Origin of the sequence: Actinosynnema sp. ALI-1.44 (assembly GCF_001984155.1) — a bacterium.
Lineage (GTDB): Bacteria > Actinomycetota > Actinomycetes > Mycobacteriales > Pseudonocardiaceae > Kibdelosporangium.
In genome coordinates this window covers 532,679-558,382 of sequence record NZ_MTQO01000053.1, presented here as the reverse complement: position 1 = coordinate 558,382, position 25,704 = coordinate 532,679, and the positions used below count along the sequence as shown (strand labels likewise).

Genomic DNA, 25,704 nt, shown 5'->3' with positions numbered 1-25,704 from the left:
GTCACTGGGTCGGGATTCCACCGAAATCGGTGCCTCCGCTGATGTCTCGGTCGCCGAACCGCCCCGCCGCTCACCGGCGGTGCCGGTGGCGACGGGGCGCGGAGACCTGTTACGGATCTCACTCATGGCGAGTGTGCCAGCCTCGGTCTCGTCAGGCGATAGCCTTGACCGCGGTCAGCAGCTTGTCCTGGAACTCCTGGGGAAGCGGCACGTAGCCCGCGTCGGCCAGTCCGGACTGGGCAGTCGTCGCGGCGACGGTCAGGAACGCCTTCACAGCCTTGGCGGTGTCGGCGTCGTAGCCCTTGGAGCACACGATCTCGTACGTGGCGAGCACGAGCGGGTACGAGTTCGCGGCCTTGCTGGCGTAGAGGGCCTTCAGGTCGAGCACGAGGTCGTTGCCGGTGCCCTTGATCTTGGCGGCCTTGATCGCGTTGCCCGCGGTCTCACCGGACAGCGTGACGGCGCCCGCACCGCTGTCGATCTTGGCCACGCTCAGCTTCTTGTCCTGCGCGAAGGACCACTCGACGAAGCCGATGGTGCCGTCGGCGGCGGCGACGGTCTCGGCCACACCCGCCGAGCCCTGCGCGCTCTGGCCGGTCCCGCCGACGAACTTCTTGCCCGCGCCCTTGGTCCACGACGACGGCGCGGCGGCGGCGAGGTACTGCTGGAAGTTGTCGGTGGTGCCCGAGTCACCATCCCGGAAGATGACCTTGATCGGCTTGGCGGGCAGCGCCTTGCCACCGTTGGCCTTGGTGATCTCGGCGTCGTCCCACGTCTTGACGGTGCCGGTGAAGATCTTGGCGATCACGTCCGGGGTCAGCGTGAGGTCGGTCGTGCCCTCGAGCTTGAACGGCACGGCGACAGGGCCGAACACCAGCGGCAGGTTCCACGCCGGGTCGCCCTTGCAGCGGGTCTTGGCCGCGTCGGTCTCGGCGCCTTCCTTCAGCGGCGAGTCCGAGCCGCCGATGTCGGCGACGCCACCGTTGAACTGCTTGATGCCGTTGCCGGAGCCGGACGGCGTGTAGGCGATCTGCTGGCCCGCGCACTTCTGACCGTACTGCTGGGCGAACACGTCCATGGCGCCCTTCTGGGCGCTGGAACCCTCAGCGACAAGGTTCTTCTTGCCACCGCAGTCCACCTGAGCGCTGCCGGTCGGCGCGGCGGCACCGGAGCCACCACCCGCTGCCGGGGTGTTCTGGTCCGATCCGCACGCCGTGAGCGCGAGCGCGCCGGCGGCGATGAGGCTGATCACGGCACCGTGCCGCTTGATCTTCACCTGAATCCTCCACTTGAGCCGTTTGGCTTGAGCCGTTTGGCGACGAGCCCGCCGCTCGATCCCGGACGCTAAGGAGCCAGACCGAACGGACGGCCCTGTAGAGGTGAACGACAGGTGAACAAGGCACCCATTGTGAGCAGTGCGACCCCTTTGGAACGGCGCCGTTATCTCGCCGCGACCTGGGGGTTCGCACACGGTGATTGAACGTGTGACTACCGTGCGTACTGCACGCCCGCGTCAAGCAACTCGAAACCCAACTTGCGGTAAACGGCGATCGCCACGGTGTTGTCGCCCTCGACGTAGAGGATCACCCGGGGCAACCCGAGTCCGCGCAGGTGACGCAGTCCGGCGAGGGTCAGCGCCTTGCCGAGACCGCCGCCCTGGGCGGCCGGATCCACGCCGACGACGTAGACCTCACCGGTCGAGTCGGGGTGCACCTTGGTCCAGTGGAAGCCGACGACCTTGTCCTGTGCGTCCACCGCGAGGAAGAACCCGGCCGGGTCGAACCAGCCTTCACGCTCGGTCTCGCGCACGTCGTCGACGGTCAGGCCGCCCTGCTCGGGATGCCACGAGAAGGCCCGCGCGTTCACCGCGACCACAGCTTCCTCGTCCTGCCCAGGAACGAACGCGCGCAACCGGACGCCGTCGGGCAGCGTGGGCTCGGCGAACTCTTCGGCGCCGAAGTCCATGCCCATCCGGTACAGCTCACGGACCCGCTGGAGACCGAGCTTCTCGGCCAGCCGGGCGGCACCGGGGTGGTCGCGGTGCGACCAGATCCGCAGCGGCCGCGCGTGCTCAGTGACAGCGGTCAGCATCTGCCCGCCGATGCCCTGCCTGCGGTGACCGGGGTGCACGACCAGCTCGGCGACCTGGTTGCCCAGCTGGTCACCGGTCGGGTCGATGTGCGCGTAGCCCACCACGCCGTCCCGGACGGCCAGGAGGTGCTCACCGCCGGACGGCAGGTCGACACCGGCCTCGTCGGACGCCAGCAGCTCGCGGACTTGCGCTGTCTCCAGCTCGGACAGGGTCGGGCGCCAGACGAGTTCGGTCACACCTTTACTGAACCACGTCGAAGCTGATTGATTCCGCCGCGGGCGCGGCGCCGGCCTTCTTCGGAGGCTGGACGAACTTGTAGCCGACGTTGCGCACGGTGCCGATCATCTGCTCGTGCTCGATGCCGAGCTTCGCGCGCAGCCGCCGGACGTGCACGTCCACGGTCCTGGTGCCGCCGAAGAAATCGTAGCCCCACACCTCCTGCAGCAGCTGGGCGCGGGTGAACACCCGGCCAGCGTGCTGGGCGAGGTACTTCAGCAGCTCGAACTCCTTGTACGTCAGGTCGAGCGGACGGCCGCGCAGCCTGGCCATGTACGTGGCCTCGTCGATCACCAGCTCGCCGAGCCGGATCGCGCCGTCGCCGTTGCCGGGACCCGCCGGGCCGCGGGAGGTCAGCAGCCGCAGCCTGGCGTCCACCTCGGCCGGGCCCGCGGTCGGCAGCAGGATCTCGTCGACCCGCCAGTCCGAGGTCACGGCCACCAGGCCGCCTTCACCGACGATCGCGATCACCGGGCCCGCGTCGCCGCCGCTGGTCAGCAGGCGGCACAGGCTCTTGGCACCGGCGAGGTCCGTCCTGGCGTCGACGAGCACCGCGTCACGGGACCCCGCCTCGAGCAGTGCGGTCACCTCCGGCTGCTGCGTGCGCACGGCATGCGGGAGCAGCATCAGGGAAGGGAGCACCGAACCCGGCTCCGGGTCCGCGGTCAGCAGGAGCAGGTCGAGGCTCATGGCCTACCGCCTCTCGGGAGGTTCACGCGGTTATCCAGGAGAATAACGAGCGTGGCCGGGAAATCGCCTGTTCGTAACACGCGGTTCACACACGTGGGGCAGGTCACCGCTTGGACCAGGTGCCGATCAGCGCCGGTGTGAGGCGGCACCAGCCGCGCGGAAGGGGCGCCTATCCTGGGCATGCCGGGGACGAGCGGGCCGCTCGTCTGGTACACCGGATCGCGACCTTCGCTCCAACCAGACGTGTGCTGACGCGTCCAACATAAGAGACATCGACACAGGTGGTGGCATGACGACAGCGCCGAACGCAGCGCACAACGCCTCGGCGAGCCGGCAGCGGCCGGGGAAGCCGAAGCGGTCGAAGACGCGGCCGCTGGTCATCACCCTCGTGATTCTGGCCGCCCTGCTGGTCGGCGTGGATTTCGGCGCCGCGGCGGTGGCCGAGTACCAGGTCTCCAAGCGGGCGAAGGAGGCGTTCAACCTCGCCGACGACCCGGCCGTGACCGTGCGTGGCTTCCCGTTCCTGACGCAGGCCATCGGTGGTGAGTACGACCACATCACGGTCGACGCCAAGGGTGTGCCGATCAAGGACATCCTCAAGGACGTCGAGGTGCACGCGGACCTGCGCGGTGTGCAGGCCCCGCTGTCGGACCTGCTGGCAGGCCGGACCGAGTCGATCTCGGTCAAGGAGATCGAGGGCCAGCTGCGGGTCAAGGAGGCCGACTTCAACCGGGCGCTGCAGTCCAAGAAGCTGCCGGTGCGGACCACCGACATCACCAACGTGACGATCTCGCCGGTCAGCGAGAAGCGGGTGCTGGCGACCGGCGACGCCGAGGACGAGCTCGACGAGAAGGCCGACCAGGAGGCCTTGAAGCAGGAGACCGAGGACACCACGGCCGGTGTGCGGATCGGCGCGAAGCTCGACATCGCGGGCCAGTCGACCGACATCGCGGTGTACGCCATCGTCAGCCTGGTCAACCAGAAGATCCAGGTCGCCCCGAAGCGGATCTCGCTGGCCAACTCGATCGGCAACAACCTGCTCGGCCAGGCCATCCAGCAGCAGCTGCTGCCCCGCTTCGCGGTCGACCTCGACCCGGGCACGCTGCCGGTGGCGATCACGCCGACGGCCGTGCAGGTCGATCCCGGCTCGCTGTCCCTGAAGGGCAAGGCGGAGAACGTGAAACTGCGGGGCCTGGCTGGATGACCGGTGTCTGGGTGCTGATCGGCACGCTCGCGGTGGTGAGCGTGTTCGGTCTCGCCTGGCGCCGTTCCCAGGGCCGCGTACGGGCCGCCAAGGTCTCCGCACTGCCCGCTGAGCTGCGTGAACTGGTGGATCCGGGTAGCCGGGTGACGCTGCTGCAGATCTCGACGACGTTCTGCGCGCCGTGCAGGCACACCCGGATCCTGCTGGCCGACCTGGCCGAGAAGGTGGACGGCCTGCGGCACGTCGACTTCGACGTGACCGATCACCCCGCGGTGGCTTCGTCGCTCGGTGTGCTGTCCACGCCGACCACGCTCGCGGTGGACTCGAACGGGGTGGAGCTGTTGCGCGTCGGCGGGGTGCCCAAGCGGGACGCGCTGCTCGACGCACTGCGACCGCACCTGGGCTGACTGCGTGATCACGGCAGGGTCTGCCGCCAGTGTTCGGCCGCCTGGGTCATGTCGTGGCCCAGGTGGCGGAAGAACCGGCTGGTGGCACTCAGCCGGGCACCGGCCGGGCTGGTGTGGCCGAACAGGTCGGCGCCCTGCCGCGTCAGGTCCGCCCACATGGCCATCGACTGGACGCTGGCCTGCCACGCCTGGTACCAGGCGTCGTCGTTGATCAGGTAGCGCTGGCGCCTGCCGTCGCGTTCCCGCCGGACCAGGCCGCGCTGCTCCAGCCAGCCGATGGCCTTGGAGATGGACGCCGGGCTGACCCGCAGCCGGGCGACGAGTTCGGCGGTGGTGGCGCTGCCGGTGTCGGTGGTGAACAGGTAGACCAGGACCTTGGCCGTCATCGCGGGCATCCCGGTCCTGGTCATCATCTCGGCGAACCGGTCCTCGAAGCCTCGTTGCGCGAGCGGGTCGGTGCCCGCGGCAGGCGGCATGGCCGGATGGGGCTTTCGGCGGCGTGCCCGCCACTTGGTGGCCTGCTGCGCCTGGTTGGCCCGGTAACCGCGGGGCCCGCCGTTGCGCGCGACCTCACGGCTGATGGTCGAGCCCGGCCGTCGCAGCCGACGGGCGATCTCGGCGCAGCTGTGCCCCGCCGCCAACCCGGACGCGACGCGTTGGCGTTCCTCGATGGTCAGTCGACCGCCTGGCATCCCCGTTCTCCCGTCACCGTCCGTGCATTCAGCCGCAATGTCATTGCATCGATGATATCCGTTTCACCTGCGGAAACCGCATCGCCAAGTTGCAGCAACGCGAAAATCAGTCCTAGCGTTCGGTGTACCGCAACGAAAGGGGATCACCATGGCAGCCAAGGTGTGCCTGGTCACTGGGGCGTCGTCGGGCATCGGCCGCGCCACCGCGTTGGAACTCCTGCGCGCAGGCCACACGGTGTACGGCGCCGCGCGGCGCGTGCACAAGATGGACGACATCCGCGCCGCGGGTGGCCACGTGCTGGCGATGGACGCACGCAACCCGGAGGACCTCGACCGGGTAGTCGCCATCGTTCTCGACGAACAACAACGGATCGACGTCCTCGTCAACAACGCAGGCACCGTCATGCACGGCGCTGTCGAGGACGTGCCGCTGGACCTGGCGCGCGACCAGCTCGAGGTCAACCTCATCGCACCGGCCAGGCTGGTCCAGCTCGTCCTGCCCGCCATGCGCGCACAGCGCTCCGGCACGATCGTCAACGTCTCGTCGATCGGCGGCGAGATCGCGTTGCCGCTCGGTTCCTGGTACTACGCCGCCAAGCACGCGCTCGAGGCCTTCTCCGACACGCTCCGGATGGAGGTCCGGCCGTTCGGCATCGACGTCGTGATCATCCAGCCGGGGATCATCAGGACCGAGTTCGAGGACCAGACGGCCGCGCAACTGCGCGAGATGTCCGGCAACGGCCCGTACCGGGACATGGCCGAGGCCATGGCCAAGCGCAGCGAGACGGGCCTGAGCGAGGGCTCCGATCCCGGCGTGGTCGCTGAGGTCATCCGGCAGGCCGCCGAGTCCGACCACCCGGAGACCCGCTACGCGGTCGGCTGGCTCGCCGACAAGCTCCTGGAGCTCAACAGGTCACTGCCGGACCGCGAGTTCGACGCGCTCGTCACGTCCTCGAACAGGTAGCACCCCGATCAGCGTTGCGCGGCGGGCGAGGGTGATCACGCTCTGACCCGCGTCCGGGGACCCTCGCTCGATCGTGTGTCCCAGTGGATGGACGGTGGTGCTCTGCAATGTGAGATCGAGGTACTCTCGCCGCCGTGTATACGTTGCTGACGAGGCGCCGCGCGGTCGACTACTGCCGCGTGGACTCCAGTCTCTGTCAAGCGACCCTCTGACCAGGCGATTTCGCGCGCCATCGCACGCGGCGCACTCCCACGCTTGCCCGCAGGTCAGGAGGACACATGTCCGCAGGCCCACCCGTCGATCCCCGCGGTCCCAGGCTCTCCGCCTGGATCACGACCGTCGTCCTTGCCGTCGTGCTCGCCACCCAGTGGTGGCCGCTGCTGGCCGCACAGGCTGTCGTCTTCGCCGTCGGCGCGTTCGCCGGGTTGAAGTACGCACCTTATTCACTTGTCTACAAGTACCTCGTCGCGCCGCGCCTGCAGCCGACCGACGAGCGGGAAGACGCCGCGCCGCTGCGGTTCGCGCAGGGTGTCGGTTTCGCGTTCGCCGCTGTCGGTGCGATCGCGTTCGCTCTCGGCGGCAGCACGGTCGGTCTGATCGCCACCGCGTTCGCGCTGGCCGCCGCGTTCCTCAACGCGGCCTTCGCGTTCTGCCTCGGCTGCGAGACCTACCTGCTGCTGCGCAGGCTCACCCCGTCCGGCGGCCGGCAGAAACCGGCCTGAGTGATCACCAACCCCCTGATACAGAAAGTGAGAGGCGCTCGATGAGCCGCGAAAACGTGCTGGTGTCGGCCCAGTGGGCAGAGGACAACCTCGACGCGCCGGGGGTGGTGTTCGTCGAGGTCGACGAGGACACCAGCGCATACGAGACCGGGCACATCCCGGGTGCTGTCAAGATCGACTGGAAGAACGAGCTGCAGGACCCGGTCCGCCGCGACTTCGTCGACCGCGCCGGCTTCGAGAAGCTGTTGTCCGCCAAGGGTGTCGCCAACGACGACCTGGTGATCCTCTACGGCGGCAACAACAACTGGTTCGCCGCGTACGCGTACTGGTACTTCAAGCTGTACGGCCACGACTCGGTGAAGCTGCTCGACGGTGGCCGCAAGAAGTGGGAGCTCGACGGCCGCCCGCTGTCGCAGGACGTGGTCAAGCGCGACGAGACGAACTTCTCCGCGCAGGAGCAGAACCTCAAGCTGCGGGCGTTCCGCGACGAGGTCGTCGACGCGATCAACACCAAGAACCTGGTCGACGTGCGGTCGCCGGACGAGTTCAGCGGCAAGCTGCTGGCCCCGGCACACCTGCCGCAGGAGTCCGCGCAGCGCCCCGGCCACGTGCCGAGCGCGATCAACGTGCCGTGGGCCAAGGCCGCGAACGAGGACGGCACCTTCAAGTCCGACGACGAGCTGCGCGAGATCTACAAGGAAGCCGGGATCGACGAGTCCAAGGCGACCATCGCGTACTGCCGCATCGGTGAGCGTTCCTCGCACACCTGGTTCGCCCTGCACGAGCTGCTGGGCTACGAGGACGTCAAGAACTACGACGGTTCGTGGACCGAGTACGGGTCGCTGGTCGGCGTCCCGGTCGAGACCGGCACTGGCAAGGAGTGAATGTGAGCAGCAGCTGCGGAGCACCCGACCAGGCCGCGCCGATCACGGGCGCGGAGGGTCAGACTGTCCTGTCCGGACGGGTCGTGTCCGGCGAGGCCCCGGTCGGCGGCGCGTTCGTGCGCCTGCTCGACGGCAACGGGGACTTCACCGGTGAGGTCGTGTCCTCGCCGAACGGCGAGTTCCGGTTCTACGCCGCGCCCGGCTCGTGGACGGTGCGCGCGCTGCACCGCACGGGCAACGGTGAGGCGTCGATCCAGGCCGACGGGCCCGGCGTGCACGAGGTGGCCGTAGCCGTCGCCTGACCTGTTGACCGGGCTGGGACACCGGCGGTGTCCCAGCCCGGTTATCCTCAGTGCGTGCACCTGATTTTCACTTCCTTGCTGGTCATCGTGGCCATCGCGGTTCTCTGGTTCTCGGCCTACGTCGTGTACCGGCTGTACAGCGACCAGCGCTGATGAGCACGGAGGACAGCGAGGCCGTGCCGGGCAGTGGCGACGCGGCCGTACAGGCGGCTGCCGAGCGGGCCAAGCTGACCCGGCACCGCAACCTGCCCCAGTTCGACGACCTGCCGATCCCGGCGGACACGGCGAACCTGCGGGAGGGCCCCAACCTCAACGACGCGCTGCTGGCGTTGCTGCCGCTGGTGGGGGTGTGGCGTGGCGAGGGTGAGGTCGTCTATCCCACATTGGACAAAACTCACAAGTTCGGCCAGCAGATCACCTTCGCGCACGACGGCAGGCCGTTCCTGTCCTACGAGTCCCGCGCCTGGCTGCTGGACGACGACGGCAACGTGATCCGCCCGGCGGCCCGTGAGGTCGGCTGGTGGCGGCCACAGCCGGACGACACGATCGAACTGGTGCTGGCGCACGCGACCGGGATCGTGGAGATCTTCTACGGCACGCCGCGCACCCAGACCTCGTGGGAGCTGACCACGGACGCGGTCGTGCGGACGTCCTCGGCCAAGGAGGTCAACGGCGCCAAGCGGTTGTACGGCCTGGTCAACAACGGCGACTTGGCGTACGTCGAGGAGCGCGCGATGGTCGGTCAGGAACTCCAGCCGCACACCTCGGCCTACCTGACACGCGTCGTCGGCTGACCACTCCTATGCGCTTACGGCGATGCGGTGCGAATGCGGTGCTCGTCGAAGTGGATTCGCTGGACGAGGTCGACGCCGTCCGGGCCGCGCTCGCCGACGCGGACCTGCCCGGCCTGCTCGACCTGGTCCCCGCGGCCCGGACGGTCCTGGCGTCCTTCCAACCGGGTTCAGGCGGCTTGGCGCGCCTGCAGCCGCTGCTCGACACGGTCGACCTGGCTGTGCGTGCGGTGTCCCAGCCGCGTGAGGTCGTGCTGCCCGTGCACTACGACGGTCCTGACCTGGACCTGGTCGCGCAGACCGCGGGTATGGACGTCGACGGGGTGATCGAGGCGCACACAAGCGCCGAGTACAGAGTGGCGTTCTGCGGGTTCGCACCCGGGTTCGGGTACCTGACGGGCCTGCCTGAAGCGCTTGTCCAACCTCGGCTGGACAACCCGCGCAAGCGCGTGCCGCGCGGTTCGGTCGCAATCGCCGGTGAGTTCACCGGCGCGTATCCGACGGCGTCGCCGGGTGGCTGGCGGCTGCTCGGCCGTACCGACGCGACGCTGTTCGATCCGGATCGTGAACCCGCGGCTTTGCTCTCACCAGGTGATTCCGTGCGGTTCGAGGCCGTCTGATGCGGGCCGTCACGGTACTGGGTACCGGCCCGCTGGCGTTGATCCAGGACTTGGGCAGGCCCGGCCACGCGCATCTGGGAGTGCCGCCGTCCGGCGCGTTGGACCAGCCGTCGTTGCGGCTGGCCAACCGGCTCGTCGGCAACCCGGAATCAGCGGCGGGCATCGAGGCGCTGCTGGGTGGCGTGTCGCTGCGGGCCGAGACCTCCTGCACGGTCGCGGTGACGGGTCCGCAGGTCGACGTCACGGTGTGCGGGCGGGTCGTCGGATCGCACGCGCCGGTGCACCTGGCGGCGGGCGACGAGGTCACGGTCGGCACGCCGGAGACGGGTTTGCGGTGCTACATCGGCATTTCCGGCGGTGTCGACGGACCGCTCGAACTCGGCTCGCGGTCGACCGACGTGTTGTCGGGGCTCGGCCCGGACGCCCTGCAGCGGTGGGACGTGCTGCTGCTGGGCACGCCCGGTCTGCCGGTCGGCGCCGACGAGGTCACTCCGGTGCGTGCCGGGAACGACCTGGTGATCCCGGTCGTGCTCGGGCCGCGCGACGACTGGTTCGCCGAGCCGGGGCGTCAGCTCGCCGAGGGGCGGTGGAAGGTCTCGCCGGAGAGCAACCGGGTCGGGTCGCGCCTGGTCGGCACGGCGTTGCGCAGGCAGGCCGCGTTCCAGGACGTCGAACTGGCCAGCGAGGGCCTGGTGACGGGCGCGATCCAGGTGCGGCCCAACGGGTTGCCCGTCGTGTTCCTCGCCGACCACCCGACCACCGGCGGCTACCCGGTGATCGGTGTGGTCGCCGCGGACAGCTTGCCGTGGCTGGCGCAGGCTCGGCCGGGTGTCCGCATCCGCTTCCGCCCAATGGGCTAGCGACCGTTTCAGCATGCAGAACAACTGAGTCGGTCCGTTGTGCGCGAGTTCACATCGCCGCAACCTGGTCTAGACCACTACGGCGTGAGGAACCCTGCCATGTCTCACAAACCTCGCTCCACCAGAACCCGCCTCATCACGGCGCTGGCCGCGGCCCTCCTGGCCGTCGCGGGCGCCGTGTCACTGAGCGCGCCCGCGCACGCGGCGGGCAGCCTGAGAGCGGCGTTCGCCCTGTCCGGCAACGTCGGTACCTACACCGTGACCAACGCGGGCACAGCGACCGTGAGCGGATGGGCGATCAGTTTCGAAGTGCCCTCCGGTGTCACCGTGAGCACCGGTGAGCACGCGACGGTGTCGCAAAGCGGCACGTCGGTGACCGTCACCCCGGCGTACTACATCAATTCGCTCGGCGCGGGCCGCTCGACCAACCCGTACAACCCGAGCGTCCGGTTCAGCACGGCGACAACGCCGACGAAGTGTCGAGTCGACGACGGGAACTGCGACGGCTCGGCCGACACGCCACCAGGCGCACCGACGAACGTGCGCGCGACCGTGAAGACGACGAAGACGATCACGCTGGAATGGAACGCTTCCCCCGGCGGATCGCTCCCCGTCACCAGCTACGAGGTCTACCAAGGGACCACACTGGCCGCGACGACGGGAACCACCGTCGCGTCGATCAGCGGGCTCACGCCGAACACCGAGTACTCGTACACCGTCGTCGCGGTGGACCGCAAGGGAACCAAGTCGCCAGCCAGCACGGCGTTGGCCGTGCGCACCAACAACCCGAGTGACGACACGCAGGCGCCGACCGTGCCCGGCAACCTGCGCGCGACCGGGACCGACGCCGGCAGCGCCTCGTTGTCGTGGAGCGCGTCGACCGACAACACGGGCGTCGTGGCGTACGACGTGTACAACGGCTCCACCCTGGCGATGACCGTGACCACGACCTCGGCCAAGGTCATCGGGCTCGCACCGTCCACGAAGTACTCGTTCAGCGTGCGGGCACGCGACGGATACGACAACACTTCAGCCGCGAGCGCTGCCGTGTCCGTGACCACTTCGGACATCGTTTCGGGTTACGCCAAGGTCGCGTACTTCGTGCAGTGGGGCATCTACGGCAGGCAGTACTTCATCCGCAACCTGCACACGTCCGGTGCGGCGGGCAAGCTGACGCACCTGCTGTACGCGTTCCAGAACATCGACCCGGTCAGCCACACGTGCATGTCCGGTGTCACCAAGGGCACGTCGTCCAACCCGCAGGACCCCAACCAGGGTGACGGCGCGGGTGACGCCGAGGCGGACTACTCACGGCCGTTCCAGGCCGGTCAGTCGGTCGACGGCGTCGGTGACACCGGCTGGGAGACATTGCGCGGCAACTTCAACCAGATCAAGAAGCTCAAGAAGCTGTACCCGAACCTGAAGGTCCTCGTCTCGCTCGGCGGCTGGACGTATTCCAAGTACTTCTCGGACGCGGCGGCCACCGACGCGTCCCGCAAGAAGTTCGTGTCGTCCTGTGTGGACACTTGGCTGAAGGGCAACATCAAGCCCTACGGCGGCGCGGGCGGTCCCGGCACGGCAGCCGGTGTCTTCGACGGCATCGACATCGACTGGGAATGGCCGGGCAACCCCGACGGTCACCCGGGCAACCACTGGAGCCCCAACGACAAGGACAACCTGACGGCACTGCTGGCCGAGTTCCGCACGCAGATGGACGCGTACGGCGCCACCACCGGCAAGCGCTACGAGTTGCAGGCCTTCACCCCGGCCGACCCGAAGAAGGTCAGCGACGGCTGGGACGTCAGCAAGATCTTCAACTACCTGGACGTGGCCAACGTGCAGGGTTACGACTTCCACGGATCCGGCAGCGACAACTCGTGGGAGCCCAACCGCACCGGTCACCAGGGCAACCTGTACGCCGACGCGGACGACCCGTACCCGTTCAAGTTCAGCGCCGAAGCCGCGATCAACGCCTACACGGACAAGGGCGTGAACCCACGCAAGCTGACACTGGGCCTCGCGTACTACGGCCGCGGCTGGCAAGGCGTGACCGACGGCGGGAAGAAGGGCGAATGGCAGGCCGCCAACGGTGCCGCGCCAGGCCAGTTCGCCGAGGAAGCGGGCACAAGGGGCTACGGCAACCTGATGGCCAGCGTGCCCAACTGCACGGTCTACCACGACGAACCGGCGGTGGCGACGTCCTGCTACACCGGCAACCAGTGGTGGACGTTCGACGACGTCTGGGCGATCCAGAAGAAGACAGCGTGGATCAAACAACGCGGACTGCTCGGCGCCATGGCGTGGGAGATGTCCGGTGACCCTGGCCTGTTGACCAACGCGGTCGACGCGGGCCTGAAGTAGCCCAGCACCGCTCGTGAGTGTTTTGGCCGGTTGGCACCCCGGCCAAAACACTCACGACAGGTTTTCAGTACTCGGAGTCGTAGAGGCGGACCATCTCGCTGTGCAGCGCTGTGCTGTCGGTGAGCTCGGTTCCGTCGATCGTGTGCACCCGGGTGACCTTGCGGACGCTGGAGACCAGGAAGACACCGTCGGCCTCGGTCAGTTCCGGCACCCGGATCGGCTCGACCTTCACCGACCACCCCTCCCGTTCGGCGGCACGGAAGAGGGCGGCCTGCGTCGTGCCCGGCAGGATGCCGATGGTCGCCGGTGGCGTCCGCAGGGTCCTGCCGGACACGGCGATCAGGGTCGACGTCGGGCCTTCGAGCACGGCGCCGTCCGACGTCGTGAAGATGACCTCCTCGGCGCCACGGCGGTCGGCCTCCCGCAACGCGGCCATGTTCACCGCGTAGGACAGGGTCTTCGCACCCAGCAGCAGCCACGGCGCGCGGGCGGCGGCGTCCGCGTCGAACCCGCGGTCGAGGGTCACCGCGGCGATCCCGTCGGCGCGCTGCCGCTTGACCTTCTCGGCGATCTCGAGGCCGAGCGCGAAGCCGGTCGGCGTCCCGTCGCCGCCTTCGACACCGCGCGTGTACACCCATTTGAGTGCCATCTCGGATCCGCCGGACCAGTTGTCGAGCACAGCGCGTGTCGCCCGGTCGAAGTCGGCGCGGGACGGCGCGGGCATGTCGAGCATGGCCGCGGACCGGACCAGCCGGTCGAAGTGCGGCTCCAGCTCACGGGGTTTTCCGTCCACCACCAGCACTGTCTCGAAGATCCCGTCGCCGCGCATGAGGCCGAGGTCGTCTACGCGGATGAGGGGGTGGGTCGGATCGGCGATGGTTCCGTCGAGGAGCGCGAGTACTGGCATGGGGGTGAACCTACTCCCGCATATATTGGGCTTGTGGAGACGACTCGTAGTGAACGGGCGGCGCTCAAGTCCACGCTGCATGAACGCGGCATGCGGATGACGCCGCAGCGGCAACTCGTGCTGGACGCGGTGGTGGCGTTGGAACACTCCACGCCGGAACAGGTGTGCAAGCACGTCCAGCGGACCACACCGACGGTGAACATCACGACGATCTACCGCACCCTTGACCTGTTGGAGCAGCTCGGCTTGGTGCGGCACGCGCACATCGGCCACGGCGCGCCGACGTACTCGGCGCACGACCACGAGCACGTACACCTCGTGTGCCACCAGTGCAGCGACGTGCAGGAGGTGCCGTGCGAGCTGCTCGACGGCCTCGCGGGAACACTGCGCGACGGGTACGGGTTCAAACTTGACGCAAGCCATGTAGCGCTGTCGGGAACGTGCCGGAACTGCATAAACGGGGAGAGCAAGTGACGCTGCCGGGAGCTGTGCCACCACAGGAGGACAACCCGGACCAGGCGGTGGCCTGGCACTACGGCGACCCGTTCGGTGAGCAACGGGCGGCTGCACGCACGGTGGCGGTCGTGGACAGGTCGAACCGCGAGGTCATCGCGGTCCCGGGAGAAGATCGCCTGAGCTGGCTGCACCTGATGATCTCGCAGCACGTGAGCGACCTCCCGGAGAACACCGGGACAGAGGCGCTGGTGCTGGACAGCCAGGGACGCGTGGACGCCCACATGGTCCTGGCCCACCGCGACGGCACGGTCTGGATGGACACCGAGCCCGGCGCCCACGCGACGGGGGCTCGCGGCGACCAGCAGACGCTGCTGGACTACCTGGAGTCGATGAAGTTCTGGTCGAAGGTGGAGCCGAGGGACGCGACGGCGGAGATCGCGCTGGTGTCCCTGATCGGCCCGGACGCGGCACAGACCCTCGAAGCGGTCGGCTTGAAGGCGCCAACGGACACGTACGGTGTCGAGGGCCCGGTGCGCCGGATGCCAGGCAACGCGTTCGACCTGCTCGTCCCACGCCCGGACCTGACAACCTGGTGGACGAGACTGACGGAGGCGGGCGCCCGCCCGATGGGCAGTTGGGGATACGAGGCGCTCCGGGTGGAGGCGCTGCGGCCGAGGGTGGGCGTGGACACCGACGAGAAGACGATCCCGCACGAGGTGAACTGGGTCCCGTCGGCAGCACACGTGGCGAAGGGCTGCTACCGAGGCCAGGAAACGGTGTCGAAGGTGCACAACATCGGCCGTCCCCCAAGGCAGATGCTGCTGCTGCACCTGGACGGCTCAGCGGATGCCCTGCCGTCGACGGGTGACCCGGTGAACGCGGGCGAGCGCGCCGTTGGCCGGGTTGGCACGGTGGCGCAGCACCATGAGCTGGGTCCGATCGCGTTGGCCCTGATCAAGCGGTCGATCGGCCCGGAGACCGAGCTGACGGCCGGTGGGGTGGCCGCGTCGATCGATCCGGACTCGCTCCCGCCGGACACGCCAGGCTTGGGCCGTGAGGCCATGAAACGCCTGCGCGGCTAGCGCGCGAACAGCCCATCCCTTCGGTAGGACGATGGGACCCGACGGGTCCGCCATTCGTCCGGGGAATTTCCGGCAACCGCAGCAGCGTGTGCTTTCGGCCACAGCCGGGTGGGTCGGCGGCTGGCGAACGATTGCAACAATCGGGTTCTGGGACCGGTCCGCGACGACACACGGCCCGGCGCTGTGTCACTATCACGCCATGTCCCAGTCGACAGGCACGATCATCACGGTGGCGCCGACCGGGGCCGAGCACGCCAAGTCGGACGTGCCGAACCTCCCGGTGACGCTGGCGGAACTGGTGAGCACGGCGCAGGACTGCGAACGGGTCGGCGCGGCCATGATCCACGTGCACATCCGGGGCACGGACGCCAAACCCACGCTCGACCTCGGTCGTCTCAAGGACACCGTGGCCGCGTTGCGGGAACAGACGAACCTGATCGTCCAGTTGTCCACCGGCGGCGCGGTGACGGATCCCGAGGCCGACCGGCTCGCGGTTCTCGACGCCATGCCCGATTCGGCGTCGTGCACCATGGGCACGGTCAACTTCGGCGACGACGTATTCCTCAATCGGTGGGATTTCGTCGTCGAACTGCACAAGGGAATGCAGGAACGCGGGATCGTCCCCGAGTACGAGATCTTCGACCTCGGTCAGCTCGCCTCATTGCACAGATTGCTCGACGAGTACGGGCCGCCGGCCGGTGGCCACGTGCACGTGGATCTGGTGATGGGAGTGCCAGGCGGAATGCCGGGTGACGCGGAGACCCTCGTGTCGGCGTTGCGGCTCATTCCGGATGGCGCGACGTTTTCGGCAACGGGCATCGGCCGGAGCACCCTGCCGGTGATGCTCGCCTCGTTGTCCGCGGGTGGCCATTTGCGAGTGGGGATGGAGGACACCATCTCGTACGCACGTGGTGAGCGGGTCAAGGACAACGCGCAACTGGTGGCGAGGGCGGCCGGGCTGGCCCGAATCGCGCAGCGTCCGCCGCTGGCGGTCGCTCACGTCCGTGAACTGCTGGGGGTCAAGGGTGAAAAGGGGCTGGCCGATGTGGCGGTCTAGGCGCTGTTGCCGGAGGATGATCCCGTGATCGAAGTCCGACCTGGTGGGCGCCGACGTATCGACCGCGTGCTCGACCCGGACTACATCGAGGGCCTTGACCGGCTCGGCTTGGCCGAGGTGCGGGCACGGCGCGACGACGCCGCGCAGGAAGAGACGGACCTGTCCTACCTGCGCAGGCTGTTGCACGGGCGGATCGACATCGTGCGGGCCGAACAGAAGCGGCGCACCGAAGGCGGTTCGGCCTCGGTGGTCGAACAGCTGGCCACGATCCTCGCGGACAACGCGGTCGGCCCGGCGATGGGCATGGGCCGCTACCAGACCCTGGAGCCCTCACGAGCCGAGGCGCACCGCAGGCACGTCGAGGCGCTGGTGTCCGACGCGGACCTGACGGACGTGTCCTCGCTGCCCGACGAGCGGCTGGAGCTGGCGCTGCAGACGTACGCCCAGGAAGAGGCGTCGGTCTCCCAGCGGCGCCGCCAGGTCCAGGTGGTGATGGACCTGCTCAACGCCGAGATCGCCAAGCGGTACCGGGAGGGCAAGGCGTCGGTCGACGAGCTGCTCGCCGCCGAGCGGGAGCGCGACGAAGACCTCTAGTTGTACCGCTCCCTGATGGCCAGTTCGCCCCAGAACTCGCGGAGCAGTTCGAACCGCTCGGCGACGGTTTCGGCGTCGCCGGATTCGAGCGCGTCCACGATCGCGTTGACGTCCTCGCACGTCGAGTCGCCCGCCAGCTCCTCGTCGCCCATCAACTGTACGAGACCGCCGTAGTCGAGCTCGACGGCAGAATTACCGTCGAAATGCTCGAGCCACCCCGCGGTGTCCTCAAGGACCTTGGCCGGGCCGCGCTCACCGAAGGTGCTCGACGCGAGCTCAAAGGCGCGGGTGACCCTGGCCTTGGCGTCGGCCATCGTCGCGCGCCACGAGCTTTCCCGGTCGGGTGACGCGACCGGCGCGAGGTTCACCCTGCGGCGCGTGTAGTCGAACATCACGAACCAGGGCAGCGGGACGGTCCACGTCGTCGACACGGCGTGCACGGCGCCGGAGGGCTGCTCGGACAGCACCGAGGCCGCCCGCGCCCGTACGGCGTCCACCGAGACGGCTATCGCCGCGTCCCGCAGGGCGGGGTGGGCAGTGGCCAGGAACCCGACGAGAGCCGCCGCCGAGCGGGGCATCACGTCGAGCGGGCAGACGAGCGGACCGATCTTGGCGTCGGCGCCCGGCACCTCCTGCGGGTCCAGGACGAGGACGTCCTTGACGGTGCGCGGTGAGGCGCTGCCGTCGGCCGACTCGCCCGGGAGCAATCTGGGCGGCACGGAAAGTTGTGACCTGAACCACATTTCCCGTTCACGTTCGCCCACAGCCGAACGCACAAGGGGACCGGTCTCTACTACGTTCCGTAGCCGATTTGACAACTCAGTGTCAAAAGCCGACAACGGTTCGTACACCCGAAGGTAGGCGACGAACGGACGAGGCACTACTTCATGCTGTCATGGCCGACCCGGGACGGGTCGATCGGCCGATCGAGGCTGATCTGTCATCACCGGCACATGGTGCCGCGTCGCGTCGGACCCCATCGGCACGGTACGGTAGTTGTCAGGAATCAGTTGTCGAGACGAGTGGGGCCGCCGTTTCCCCCGGCCGCCCCATCCCTGTGCGAGGGGGTCGAGCCATGGGGCGCGGCCGGGCGAAGGCCAAGCAGACGAAGGTGGCCCGAGAGCTCAAGTACAGCACTCGGAACACGGACTTCGATGCTCTGCAGCGAGAGCTGTCGGGCTCGAACGAGTCCAGTGATCACCAAGAAGAGGACCGTAGCGACGACTACGACGACGGCTACGACGACTACCGTCGCTGAATCTCGGCATACAGACACCAGGGCAAGCTGGTAGTTGCCTGCCCTGGTGTCTGTATGCCGGTCCTCTCACTCACGGCACCCGGCGGTTCAAGGGGCCAGGTAGCGCACCTGGTTCGCTTTGGCCGCATCGAGTTCTTCGCGTGCCGTGGCGATTTCCGAGCGGTGTGAAACCTGGGGCACACCCACTTCCCACCACGCTCCGGCTTCGGTCCACGAACTCGGATGGGTCCTGATCACGACCACAGCGGGAACACCTGTCGTGGCGTGTTCACGCGCTTTCGAATAAGCGGCGCGCAGGTCCTCGACGGTGTTCGCGACAAGCACGGCACAACCGAGTCCGGCCGCGTGTGTCGCGAAATCCACGCGTGGCGGTTCGGACAGGAGACTGCGGGCATCGGAATACATGTTGTTGAATCCGGCGCCGCCCTGCCCGCGTTGTAGACGGTCAATGACGGCATATCCGTCGTTGTCGCACACGACCGCGACGAAACCGTGCCCGGCGAATGCGGCCGAGAACAGTTCCGAGTTGAGCATCAGGTACGAGCCGTCGCCGAGCAGGGTGGTCACGATCCCCGTCTGCCGGGCCATCGCCGCGCCCCAGGCGCCCGCGATCTCGTAACCCATGCACGAGAAGCCGTATTCAACGTCCATTGTCGACTCGCCGAGGGCCCGCCAGCCGCCGATCAGCTCACCGGGCAGGCCGCCGGACGCGGTCATCACGTAGTCCTCCGGCCCGGAGACGTCGTTGACCACCCCGACGACCTCGGCGTAGGTCGGCAACGAACCACCGGCCGACCGCAGTCCCGAGATGTGCGCGTCCCACTCGGCCAGTTCGGCGGGGGCCCGCGACGACCAGTTCTCCGGCGCGTTCCAGTCGGTGAGCGGCAACTCTTCGAGGCCCTCACGCGCGTCCGCGACGACAGCGACCGCGCCGTGCTTCACGGCGTCGAACCTGGCCGCGTTGACCGTCACCAGCTTGACGTCCGGCGAGAACACCGACCAGGACGCGGTCGTGAAGTCCTGCAGACGCGTGCCCACGGCGATCACGACATCGGCTTCGGCGGCCAGCGCGTTGGCCGACGCCGAGCCGGTGATGCCCAGCGGACCGGCGTGCAGCGGGTGGCTGTGCGGTACGAGCGTGCGTCCGGCTGTGGTCTCCACCACGGGCACGTTGTGGCGTTCGGCGAATTCGATCGCGGTCTGCGCCGCGCCGGAGTACCGCACGCCACCGCCCAGCACGAGCAACGGCCGCTGTGAGGCACGGATCACCTCGGCGGCGCGACCGAGCGAACGCCGGTCGGGCCGTGGCCGCAGCACGTGGTGCACGACCGGTTCGAACAGCGACTCCGGGAAGTCGAACACCTCGGCCTGGACGTCCTGCGGCAGCGCCAGCGTCACCGGCCCGCAGTCACCCGGGTCGGTCAGCACGCGCGCGACCTGCGGCAGCGTGGCGATCAGCTGTTCCGGCCGGGTGATCCGGTCGAAGTAGCGGCTGACCGGGCGGAAGGCGTCGTTCACGCTGACCGTCGCGTCGCCGAACGGCTCGATCTGCTGCAGCACGGGGTCCGGCGCGCGGTTGACGAACGTGTCCCCGGGCAGCAGGAGCAACGGCAGGCGGTTGGCGTTGGCGACTCCGGCCGCGGTGATCATGTTCAGCGCACCGGGACCGATCGACGAGGTGGCGACGCCGACCTGGCGGCGGTGGGTGGCTTTGGCGTAGCCGACGGCCGCGAGCGCCATGCCCTGCTCGGTGTGGCCGCGCCACACCGGGATCTGTGCGCGGTACTCCTCGAGCGCGGCGCCGAGGCTCAGCACGTTGCCGTGCCCGAAGATGGCGTAGACCGCGGGGAACAGCGGGGCTTCGGTGCCGTCGAGCAACTCGGTCCGTTGTGCCACAAGCCAACGGACCAGGGCCTGCGCGGTGGTCAGCTTCATGGGTTGACCCTCCCTTCGGCCGAGGTCACCGGGCAGCGCGGGTCGTCGGTCTGCTTCTCCCACGACTGCCGCACCCACGTGTGGGCCGGGTCGTCGCAGAAGGCCATCGACCGGTCGTCGGCGGGCCCGGCGAGGACGTTGAGGTAGTACATCGGGTAGCCCGGCGCGGCCACGCACGGACCGTGGTAGCCGCGTGGGATCAGGAAGACGTCGCCGTCGCGGACGGTCACGTCCTCGTCGATCGTGCCGTCGGCGGTGTAGGTCTTGTGGAAGCCGAAACCGTCCCGCGACGGTGTGATCCCGTCCTGCCCGGCGATCCGGAAGTAGTAGATCTCCTCGTTGACCACCTCGCAGTCGCTTGCCTCGTCGTGCTTGTGCGGCGGATAGGAGGACCAGTTGCCGTCCGGGGTGATCAGCTCGCACGCGCTGAGCTTGTCGGCGTGGTCCCAGACTCCCGGCACGCCGAAGTTCGTGACCTGCCTTGTCGCGTTGCCCGAGCCGCGCACTTCGACGGGGATCTCCGGCGCCGGACCGTACTTCGGCGCCAGTCGCCGAGTGCAGCGCGCCATCGGCAGCGCGACCTCGGCACCGTCCTTTGTCGACAAGGTGACTTCGGCGTCGCGCGGCACGTAGGCGAAGTCGGTGACCCTGGTGAAGACCGAGTCACGGCCGGTCAGCTCGAACACCTCGCCGTCGACGGAAACCGCCAGGCTGCCTGCCAGCGGCAGCACGAACGCCTCGAACTCGCCGGTCGACACGGCCCTGGTCGCACCGGGGGCAAGAGCGAGCACCCGCAGGCCGGTGTACGTCCAGCCCGCGTCCGCCGGGCCGAGCCGGATGGGGTCCGTCCCGTCCGCCAGAGTTCCATGTGGACGGTGCAGGGTCATGCCTTCACTCCTTCACGCAGGACGTTGGCGGCGGCTTCGACGGCGGCGGCGACATCGCCGTCCGGCGGGTAGAGCAACGCGCGACCCACCACCAGGCCGCGCACGACGGGGTGTCTGAGCGAACGGCCCCACGACGCGATGTCGTCCTCCACTTTGGGGCCGGGCACCCCGCCCAACACGACAGTCGGCAAGGTCGTGGCGCCCAGCACGAAGTCAGGGTCGTCCGGCGCGGGCAGTTTCAACCACGTGTACGCGGACGTCTCACCCAGCGACGACGCCACGGTCGCCGCACGAGCCAGCGACGGACCGTCCTTGAGCAACTGGAGTTCGCCCTCGACCCGGCGGTACGGCAGCGGCTCGACCATCGCCATCACGCCCCGCGCGGCCAGTTCGGTGACCGCGTCGGCGCAGGCCTGGAGAGTCGGGACGGTGCCCGCGTCGTTGTCGACGAGCCTCAACAGCATCTTGCCGCCGTCCAGGCCCAGGTCGGCGACGGCTGCGGCGCTGTACGCGGTGAACCGGTCGTCGATCTCCCACTCGGCACCGGCCAGGCCGCCCCGGTTCATCGACCCGATCACGATCTTGTCCTGGAGCGCCCCGTTGTTCTTGATAGCACCGAGCAGCAGCAGCTCCTCGATGATGTCCGGGGTGCCGAGCACGCCGTCCACAGCGGGGTTCGCCAGCGCGATGAGCAGGCGTTCCAGCAGCGTACGGCGGTTGACCATGGCGTTCGGGTCGCCGGGGACACCCATCGCGCCCCGGGCGGTGTGGTCCGCCGCGACGAGGAACATCGTGCCGTCGTCTGTCAGCAAGGACGCACGACGCGCGCGAGTTGTATACAGCTTATGCACAGCCTGTGGATTGTTCGCACGGGTGTGCAACAGCTCGGCCCACTGGGCGTCACTGATCACCTTGGAGACGCTCCTCGATCTCGGCTGGGACCGGCATGGCGTCGGCGCAGGCCAGCCGACCAGCGACAACGGCACCGGCGACGTTGGCGTACTCGGCGATGCGGACCGGCTCCCAGCCCGCCAGCAGGCCGTGGACCAGCGCGCCGCCGAACGCGTCACCGGCGCCGAGCCCGCAGACCACGTCGATCGGGTGCGGCGGCACGGTCCACGACCCGTCCCTGGTCGCCACCAGCACGCCGTCCGCGCCCTTCTTGATCATCACGAGCGAGACGCCGCGGTCCAGGATCCGGCGCGCGGCCTCGTCCGGGTCCGCGGTGCCGACGGCCACCTCGGCCTCGGTCCGGTTGCCCACAGCGACCGTGACGTGGTCGAGCATCCACGAGATCTGCTCACGGGCTTTGTCGACGTCGGCCCAGAACATCGGCCGGTAGTCCATGTCCAGCACGGTGTGATCCCGGCGGCCCCTCGTCTGGAGGATCTCGCGTTGCGTGCCACGAGCCGGTTCGGTGCTCACGCCCGTCCCGGTCACCCACAACACGGGGACTTCCGCCACGACGTCCCACGGCACGTCCTCGGGCGTGAGAGTGAGGTCGGGCGCGGTGGGCAGCCGGTAGAACAGCAGCGGCGGGTCCTCCGGCGGATCCAGCGCGCAGAACACCACCGGGGTCAACAGGTCCGGCGACGTACCCACGTACGACGGCGATACCCCGAACCCCGCCAACGCTTCCCGGACGTAGTCGCCGAACCCGTCCGGCCCGACCTTCGTCAGCACAGCGGTTTCACGGCCGAGCCGCGCGGCGGCGACCGCGACGTTGGTCGCGGTGCCGCCGAGCGACTTGGCGAAGGTCCGCACCCCGGCCAGCGGAACCCCGCTCTGCTCGGGGTAGAGGTCCACCCCGACGCGGCCGATCGTCAGCGCCTGCAACGTCACTTCTGTACCGCCCTGAGTTCGTGCTCGAGGGCCTCCAGTTCGGCCCCACCGGCCATCTGCCGGGTGAGCTCTTCGATGGTGATGTCGCCCTTCTCGTACGAGCCGAGGCTCCGGCCGCGCTTGAGCAGCAGGAACCGGTCGCCGACGGGGTAGGCGTGGTGCGGGTTGTGCGTGATCAGCACGACCCCGAGGCCACGGTCCCGCGCCTGTGCGACGTACCGCAGCACGACACCGGCCTGTTTCACACCGAGTGCGGCGGTCGGCTCGTCGAGGATGAGCACCTTCGCTCCGAAGTGGACGGCACGGGCGATCGCCACGCACTGTCGTTCGCCGCCGGACAGCGTGCCCACCGGCTGTTCGACGTCACGCAGGTCGATGCCCATCTCGGCCAGGGCGGTCCTGGTGGTCTCCCTGCCCTTCTTGCGGTCGAGGCGCCGCAACGGGCCCCAGCCGACCGTGGGCTCGGAGCCGAGGTGGAAGTTGCGCCACACGCTCATCAACGGCACCACAGCCAGGTCCTGGTAGACCGTGGCGATCCCGCTGTCCAGCGCCTCACGCGGCGAGGCAAACCGGACTTCGTCGCCGTCGATCAGGAACTGGCCCTTGTCGTGCTGGTGCACCCCGGCGAGGATCTTGATCAGCGTGGACTTCCCCGCGCCGTTGTCGCCGAGCACGCACGTTACCTCACCGGGGTTGACCACAGTGGACACATCAGCCAACGCGATGACACTGCCGTACGTCTTGCCGATGTCACGGACCTCGATCATCGACGCACCCTCTCTGCCCGGCGGCGGAACGTGTTGTTCACCAGGACGGCGGCCAGCAGCATGACGCCGAGGAACAGCATGAACCAGTCGCTGTTCCACTGGGCGTACACGATTCCCTGCCGTGCCATGCCGAAGATCAGCGCACCGATCGCCGCGCCGACCGCGGACCCGAACCCGCCCGTGAGCAGGCAGCCACCGATGACGGCGGCGATGATGTACTGGAACTCCAGGCCGATGCCCTGGTTGGCCTGGACGCTGGCGTTGCGCAGGATGTTGATCGACCCGACGATCCACGCGGCGAACGCGGTCGTCATGAACAGCGTGATCTTCGTCCGCACGACGGGAACACCGACGGCCCGTGAACTGAGCGCCGAGCCACCGACCGCGAACGTCCAGTTGCCGAACCTCGTGCGAACAAGGACCCACGCGGCGACAGCGGCGAACAGCACCCACCACACGATGGAAACCTGGAAGTCCGTGCCACCGATGTCGACGGTGGAAGCGAACAGCATCCCGGCGCTTTCGTAGCCGTCGGCCGAGCGCATCCCGGAAACCTGGACGGTGCCGGTGATCAGCCGCGTGACACCGAGGTTCAACCCCTGCAACGCCAGGAACGTGCCCAGGGTGACGATGAAGCTCGGCAACCCGGTTCGCATGACGAGCCAGCCGTTGATCGCTCCGACCCCGAGGGCGAAGACCAGCGAAAGCAGCAGCGAGAACCAGACGTTGAGCCCGACCTGCGTCGCGAAGATCGCGGTGACCAGCGCGGTCGACGCGGTCATCACACCGGCGGACAGGTCGAACTCGCCGCCGATCATCAGCATGGCGACGGCGACCGCCATGATGCCCAGCGTCGAGGCGTCGTCCAGCCAGTTGGCGACGCCGAGCGGGCTGAGGAACTGCCCGGCGACGACCGAGAAGAAGACGAAGACGGCCAGGGCACCGAGTAAGGCGCCGATCTCGGGGCGGACGACGAGCCGATCCCACAGACCGGGTTTGGCCAGCCGCTCGTCGGACTGGCTCCGCACAGCGACGCTCACCGCGTGCCCTTTTCGGCGAAGGGGGCGACCGTGTCCACGTTGGACTTGTCGACGAAACCGGGGCCGGTCAGCACCGGTCGGCCGCCGCCGACTGTGTTGGCGTTCTCCTTGTAGAGCTTCAGGAACACGATCGGCAGGTAGCCCTGCTCGTACTGCTGCTGGTCCACCGCGAACAGGACGTCACCGGCCTTGATCGCGGTCACGACGTCGGTGTTCAGGTCGAACGTGGCCACCTGCGCCTTGGCGCCCGCGCCCTTGATCGCCGTCACCGCACCGGCCGCGACCTGCGAGTTCAGCGCCAGCACCGCGTCGACGGACGGGTCGGCCTGGACGGCGCCCTTGATGCGGGACTGGGCGTCGGTCGGGTTGTTGATGTCGACCTGCAGTGTGGTCACGTTGCCGAAGGCGCTCTTCGCGCCGTCGCAGCGCTGGTTCTGGCCGATGTTCCCGGCTTCGTGGATCACGCAGAGCAGCTTGGTCTTGCCCGCGTCCTTGAGGCGTTTGCCCGCGCCCTCACCGGCGATGGTCTCGCTCTGGCCGACGTGGGTCAGCGCGCCGAACTCCGCGCTCTTGGCCTCGCCCGAGTTGATCGTGATCACCGGGATCCCCGCTTTGACCGCGTTCTGGATCGAGGTCTTCAGCGCGTCCGGGTTCGCCATCGACACCACGAGGCCGTCGACCTTCTGGGCGATGGCGTTGTCGACCAGCTTGGCCTGGGCACCCGGGTCGCCGTCGGCTTTGTAGTCGACCTGTGCGCCGAGTTGCTTGCCCGCGGCTTCGGCGCCGTTCTTCACCACGTTCCAGAAGGCGTCGCCCGAGGTGCCGTGTGTGACGACTGCGACGCGCAGGCTTCCGCCGCTGTTGGGGGTTGGGGCGGCGCCACCACCTGCGGCGGGCTTGTCACCTTGCGGGCCGCTGCACGCGGCCAGTACCAACGCTCCGGCGGCCACAGCTGCCGCGAACTTGAACTTCACGAAGCGATCGGACGTCATCGTCTCTCCTCGCTGAGCGGCT

The 25,704-nt window shown here is 68.6% G+C and carries 28 protein-coding genes; 15 read left to right on the top strand and 13 right to left on the bottom strand.

The genetic code is table 11. The features are described 5' to 3' along the window. Positions 1-151: 151 nt before the first annotated feature. The 3 genes from pstS to ALI144C_RS44565 form a co-directional block, all read right to left on the bottom strand. Positions 152-1,276 (bottom strand): phosphate ABC transporter substrate-binding protein PstS, encoded by a 1,125-nt coding sequence (gene pstS / locus ALI144C_RS44575; RefSeq protein ID WP_076993293.1) that lies wholly within the window; start codon positions 1,274-1,276, stop codon positions 152-154. 212 nt (positions 1,277-1,488) lie between these two features. After that, a complete protein-coding gene (gene mshD / locus ALI144C_RS44570; protein ID WP_076993292.1) occupies positions 1,489-2,328 on the bottom strand; it encodes a mycothiol synthase in 840 nt (279 codons plus the stop codon). Positions 2,329-2,332: 4 nt separating this feature from the next. Continuing rightward, entirely contained in the window at positions 2,333-3,058 is a 726-nt protein-coding gene (locus tag ALI144C_RS44565) for a winged helix-turn-helix transcriptional regulator (RefSeq protein ID WP_076993291.1), read from the bottom strand. Between the two features lie 289 nt (positions 3,059-3,347). Between ALI144C_RS44565 and ALI144C_RS44560 the strand changes: the two genes are divergently transcribed. Together ALI144C_RS44560 and ALI144C_RS44555 are read left to right on the top strand one after the other, a co-directional pair. Further along, positions 3,348-4,262 (top strand): LmeA family phospholipid-binding protein, encoded by a 915-nt coding sequence (locus ALI144C_RS44560; RefSeq protein WP_083753934.1) that lies wholly within the window; start codon positions 3,348-3,350, stop codon positions 4,260-4,262. Next, positions 4,259-4,669 carry a TlpA family protein disulfide reductase gene (locus ALI144C_RS44555; protein WP_076993290.1) on the top strand — a complete coding sequence of 137 codons (411 nt, stop codon included), beginning with the start codon at positions 4,259-4,261 and terminating at the stop codon, positions 4,667-4,669. Before ALI144C_RS44560 ends, ALI144C_RS44555 begins: the two co-directional genes overlap by 4 nt. 8 nt (positions 4,670-4,677) lie before the next feature. Here the strand turns inward: ALI144C_RS44555 and ALI144C_RS44550 are convergent, their stop codons facing one another. After that, complete coding sequence (locus ALI144C_RS44550; RefSeq protein ID WP_076993289.1) at positions 4,678-5,361, bottom strand: GbsR/MarR family transcriptional regulator; 684 nt, start codon at positions 5,359-5,361, stop codon at positions 4,678-4,680. Between the two features lie 148 nt (positions 5,362-5,509). Here ALI144C_RS44550 and ALI144C_RS44545 point away from each other — a divergent pair, with 148 nt between their 5' ends. The 8 genes from ALI144C_RS44545 (at position 5,510) to ALI144C_RS44510 (ending at position 12,865) form a co-directional block, all read left to right on the top strand. Continuing rightward, positions 5,510-6,325, top strand: a complete 816-nt coding sequence (locus tag ALI144C_RS44545; protein ID WP_076993288.1) for an oxidoreductase — start codon at positions 5,510-5,512, stop codon at positions 6,323-6,325. 278 nt (positions 6,326-6,603) lie between these two features. Continuing rightward, the gene (locus tag ALI144C_RS44540) at positions 6,604-7,047 is read left to right on the top strand and encodes a DUF4395 domain-containing protein (protein WP_076993287.1); all 444 of its coding nucleotides are present in this window, start codon (positions 6,604-6,606) and stop codon (positions 7,045-7,047) included. 41 nt (positions 7,048-7,088) lie between these two features. Then, on the top strand, positions 7,089-7,931 hold the full coding sequence (locus ALI144C_RS44535; protein ID WP_076993286.1) for a sulfurtransferase: 843 nt from the start codon (positions 7,089-7,091) through the stop codon (positions 7,929-7,931). Beyond that, complete coding sequence (locus tag ALI144C_RS44530) at positions 7,928-8,233, top strand: DUF1416 domain-containing protein (protein WP_076993285.1); 306 nt, start codon at positions 7,928-7,930, stop codon at positions 8,231-8,233. Before ALI144C_RS44535 ends, ALI144C_RS44530 begins: the two co-directional genes overlap by 4 nt. A 152-nt stretch (positions 8,234-8,385) precedes the next feature. After that, positions 8,386-9,027: an FABP family protein gene (locus ALI144C_RS44525; RefSeq protein ID WP_076993284.1), complete on the top strand. Its 642-nt coding sequence runs from the start codon at positions 8,386-8,388 to the stop codon at positions 9,025-9,027. Between the two features lie 8 nt (positions 9,028-9,035). Then, complete coding sequence (locus tag ALI144C_RS44520; protein ID WP_076993283.1) at positions 9,036-9,644, top strand: 5-oxoprolinase subunit B family protein; 609 nt, start codon at positions 9,036-9,038, stop codon at positions 9,642-9,644. Beyond that, a complete protein-coding gene (locus ALI144C_RS44515) occupies positions 9,644-10,504 on the top strand; it encodes a biotin-dependent carboxyltransferase family protein (protein WP_076993282.1) in 861 nt (286 codons plus the stop codon). Before ALI144C_RS44520 ends, ALI144C_RS44515 begins: the two co-directional genes overlap by 1 nt. A gap of 99 nt (positions 10,505-10,603) precedes the next feature. After that, positions 10,604-12,865, top strand: coding sequence for a glycosyl hydrolase family 18 protein (locus tag ALI144C_RS44510; protein WP_076993281.1), 2,262 nt, complete (start codon positions 10,604-10,606; stop codon positions 12,863-12,865). A gap of 64 nt (positions 12,866-12,929) precedes the next feature. Here ALI144C_RS44510 and ALI144C_RS44505 read toward each other — a convergent pair whose 3' ends face one another. After that, positions 12,930-13,772, bottom strand: a complete 843-nt coding sequence (locus tag ALI144C_RS44505; RefSeq protein ID WP_076993280.1) for an aminodeoxychorismate lyase — start codon at positions 13,770-13,772, stop codon at positions 12,930-12,932. Positions 13,773-13,862: 90 nt separating this feature from the next. Between ALI144C_RS44505 and ALI144C_RS44500 the strand changes: the two genes are divergently transcribed. The 4 genes from ALI144C_RS44500 to ALI144C_RS44485 all read left to right on the top strand — a co-directional run bounded on the left by ALI144C_RS44500 (position 13,863) and on the right by ALI144C_RS44485 (position 16,961). Next, positions 13,863-14,246: a Fur family transcriptional regulator gene (locus ALI144C_RS44500; RefSeq protein WP_076993746.1), complete on the top strand. Its 384-nt coding sequence runs from the start codon at positions 13,863-13,865 to the stop codon at positions 14,244-14,246. Beyond that, complete coding sequence (gene ygfZ / locus ALI144C_RS44495; protein ID WP_076993745.1) at positions 14,222-15,310, top strand: CAF17-like 4Fe-4S cluster assembly/insertion protein YgfZ; 1,089 nt, start codon at positions 14,222-14,224, stop codon at positions 15,308-15,310. The genes ALI144C_RS44500 and ygfZ overlap by 25 nt, the downstream gene beginning before the upstream one ends. 199 nt (positions 15,311-15,509) lie before the next feature. After that, positions 15,510-16,367 (top strand): 3-keto-5-aminohexanoate cleavage protein, encoded by an 858-nt coding sequence (locus ALI144C_RS44490; RefSeq protein WP_076993279.1) that lies wholly within the window; start codon positions 15,510-15,512, stop codon positions 16,365-16,367. Positions 16,368-16,391: 24 nt separating this feature from the next. Next, positions 16,392-16,961, top strand: coding sequence for an RsiG family protein (locus ALI144C_RS44485; RefSeq protein WP_076993278.1), 570 nt, complete (start codon positions 16,392-16,394; stop codon positions 16,959-16,961). Here the strand turns inward: ALI144C_RS44485 and ALI144C_RS44480 are convergent. Then, positions 16,958-17,842 (bottom strand): hypothetical protein, encoded by an 885-nt coding sequence (locus ALI144C_RS44480; protein WP_076993277.1) that lies wholly within the window; start codon positions 17,840-17,842, stop codon positions 16,958-16,960. The genes ALI144C_RS44485 and ALI144C_RS44480 overlap by 4 nt on opposite strands. Before the next feature lie 194 nt (positions 17,843-18,036). Between ALI144C_RS44480 and ALI144C_RS44475 the strand changes: the two genes are divergently transcribed. Next, positions 18,037-18,219, top strand: a complete 183-nt coding sequence (locus ALI144C_RS44475) for a DUF3073 domain-containing protein (RefSeq protein WP_076993276.1) — start codon at positions 18,037-18,039, stop codon at positions 18,217-18,219. Between the two features lie 87 nt (positions 18,220-18,306). Here the strand turns inward: ALI144C_RS44475 and iolD are convergent, their stop codons facing one another. The 7 genes from iolD to ALI144C_RS44440 are packed head-to-tail and all read right to left on the bottom strand — an operon-like array spanning position 18,307 to position 25,682. Continuing rightward, the gene (iolD, locus tag ALI144C_RS44470) at positions 18,307-20,154 is read right to left on the bottom strand and encodes a 3D-(3,5/4)-trihydroxycyclohexane-1,2-dione acylhydrolase (decyclizing) (RefSeq protein ID WP_143231227.1); all 1,848 of its coding nucleotides are present in this window, start codon (positions 20,152-20,154) and stop codon (positions 18,307-18,309) included. After that, on the bottom strand, positions 20,151-21,041 hold the full coding sequence (gene iolB, locus ALI144C_RS44465) for a 5-deoxy-glucuronate isomerase (protein ID WP_076993275.1): 891 nt from the start codon (positions 21,039-21,041) through the stop codon (positions 20,151-20,153). The genes iolD and iolB overlap by 4 nt, the downstream gene beginning before the upstream one ends. Further along, positions 21,038-21,952, bottom strand: a complete 915-nt coding sequence (locus ALI144C_RS44460) for a Cgl0159 family (beta/alpha)8-fold protein (RefSeq protein WP_076993274.1) — start codon at positions 21,950-21,952, stop codon at positions 21,038-21,040. The genes iolB and ALI144C_RS44460 overlap by 4 nt, the downstream gene beginning before the upstream one ends. Further along, a complete protein-coding gene (gene iolC, locus ALI144C_RS44455; protein ID WP_076993273.1) occupies positions 21,942-22,883 on the bottom strand; it encodes a 5-dehydro-2-deoxygluconokinase in 942 nt (313 codons plus the stop codon). The genes ALI144C_RS44460 and iolC overlap by 11 nt, the downstream gene beginning before the upstream one ends. Beyond that, positions 22,880-23,650, bottom strand: a complete 771-nt coding sequence (locus tag ALI144C_RS44450) for an ATP-binding cassette domain-containing protein (RefSeq protein WP_076993272.1) — start codon at positions 23,648-23,650, stop codon at positions 22,880-22,882. The genes iolC and ALI144C_RS44450 overlap by 4 nt, the downstream gene beginning before the upstream one ends. Then, positions 23,647-24,690, bottom strand: coding sequence for an ABC transporter permease (locus ALI144C_RS44445; RefSeq protein WP_076993271.1), 1,044 nt, complete (start codon positions 24,688-24,690; stop codon positions 23,647-23,649). Before ALI144C_RS44445 ends, ALI144C_RS44450 begins: the two co-directional genes overlap by 4 nt. Continuing rightward, positions 24,687-25,682 carry a sugar ABC transporter substrate-binding protein gene (locus ALI144C_RS44440; RefSeq protein WP_076993270.1) on the bottom strand — a complete coding sequence of 332 codons (996 nt, stop codon included), beginning with the start codon at positions 25,680-25,682 and terminating at the stop codon, positions 24,687-24,689. Before ALI144C_RS44440 ends, ALI144C_RS44445 begins: the two co-directional genes overlap by 4 nt. Positions 25,683-25,704 lie beyond the last annotated feature (22 nt).

Bases quoted from the DNA above. Each gene is read 5' to 3' on its own strand.
- ALI144C_RS44565 (WP_076993291.1), bottom strand. From the start codon at position 3,058: ATGAGCCTCGACCTGCTCCTGCTGACCGCGGACCCGGAGCCGGGTTCG.
- ALI144C_RS44560 (WP_083753934.1), top strand. From the start codon at position 3,348: ATGACGACAGCGCCGAACGCAGCGCACAACGCCTCGGCGAGCCGGCAG.
- ALI144C_RS44555 (WP_076993290.1), top strand. From the start codon at position 4,259: ATGACCGGTGTCTGGGTGCTGATCGGCACGCTCGCGGTGGTGAGCGTG.
- ALI144C_RS44550 (WP_076993289.1), bottom strand. From the start codon at position 5,361: ATGCCAGGCGGTCGACTGACCATCGAGGAACGCCAACGCGTCGCGTCC.
- ALI144C_RS44545 (WP_076993288.1), top strand. From the start codon at position 5,510: ATGGCAGCCAAGGTGTGCCTGGTCACTGGGGCGTCGTCGGGCATCGGC.
- ALI144C_RS44540 (WP_076993287.1), top strand. From the start codon at position 6,604: ATGTCCGCAGGCCCACCCGTCGATCCCCGCGGTCCCAGGCTCTCCGCC.
- ALI144C_RS44535 (WP_076993286.1), top strand. From the start codon at position 7,089: ATGAGCCGCGAAAACGTGCTGGTGTCGGCCCAGTGGGCAGAGGACAAC.
- ALI144C_RS44525 (WP_076993284.1), top strand. From the start codon at position 8,386: ATGAGCACGGAGGACAGCGAGGCCGTGCCGGGCAGTGGCGACGCGGCC.
- ALI144C_RS44520 (WP_076993283.1), top strand. From the start codon at position 9,036: ATGCGCTTACGGCGATGCGGTGCGAATGCGGTGCTCGTCGAAGTGGAT.
- ALI144C_RS44515 (WP_076993282.1), top strand. From the start codon at position 9,644: ATGCGGGCCGTCACGGTACTGGGTACCGGCCCGCTGGCGTTGATCCAG.
- ALI144C_RS44510 (WP_076993281.1), top strand. From the start codon at position 10,604: ATGTCTCACAAACCTCGCTCCACCAGAACCCGCCTCATCACGGCGCTG.
- ALI144C_RS44505 (WP_076993280.1), bottom strand. From the start codon at position 13,772: ATGCCAGTACTCGCGCTCCTCGACGGAACCATCGCCGATCCGACCCAC.
- ALI144C_RS44500 (WP_076993746.1), top strand. From the start codon at position 13,863: ATGCGGATGACGCCGCAGCGGCAACTCGTGCTGGACGCGGTGGTGGCG.
- ALI144C_RS44490 (WP_076993279.1), top strand. From the start codon at position 15,510: ATGTCCCAGTCGACAGGCACGATCATCACGGTGGCGCCGACCGGGGCC.
- ALI144C_RS44475 (WP_076993276.1), top strand. From the start codon at position 18,037: ATGGGGCGCGGCCGGGCGAAGGCCAAGCAGACGAAGGTGGCCCGAGAG.
- iolD (WP_143231227.1), bottom strand. From the start codon at position 20,154: ATGAAGCTGACCACCGCGCAGGCCCTGGTCCGTTGGCTTGTGGCACAA.
- iolB (WP_076993275.1), bottom strand. From the start codon at position 21,041: ATGACCCTGCACCGTCCACATGGAACTCTGGCGGACGGGACGGACCCC.
- ALI144C_RS44450 (WP_076993272.1), bottom strand. From the start codon at position 23,650: ATGATCGAGGTCCGTGACATCGGCAAGACGTACGGCAGTGTCATCGCG.
- ALI144C_RS44440 (WP_076993270.1), bottom strand. From the start codon at position 25,682: ATGACGTCCGATCGCTTCGTGAAGTTCAAGTTCGCGGCAGCTGTGGCC.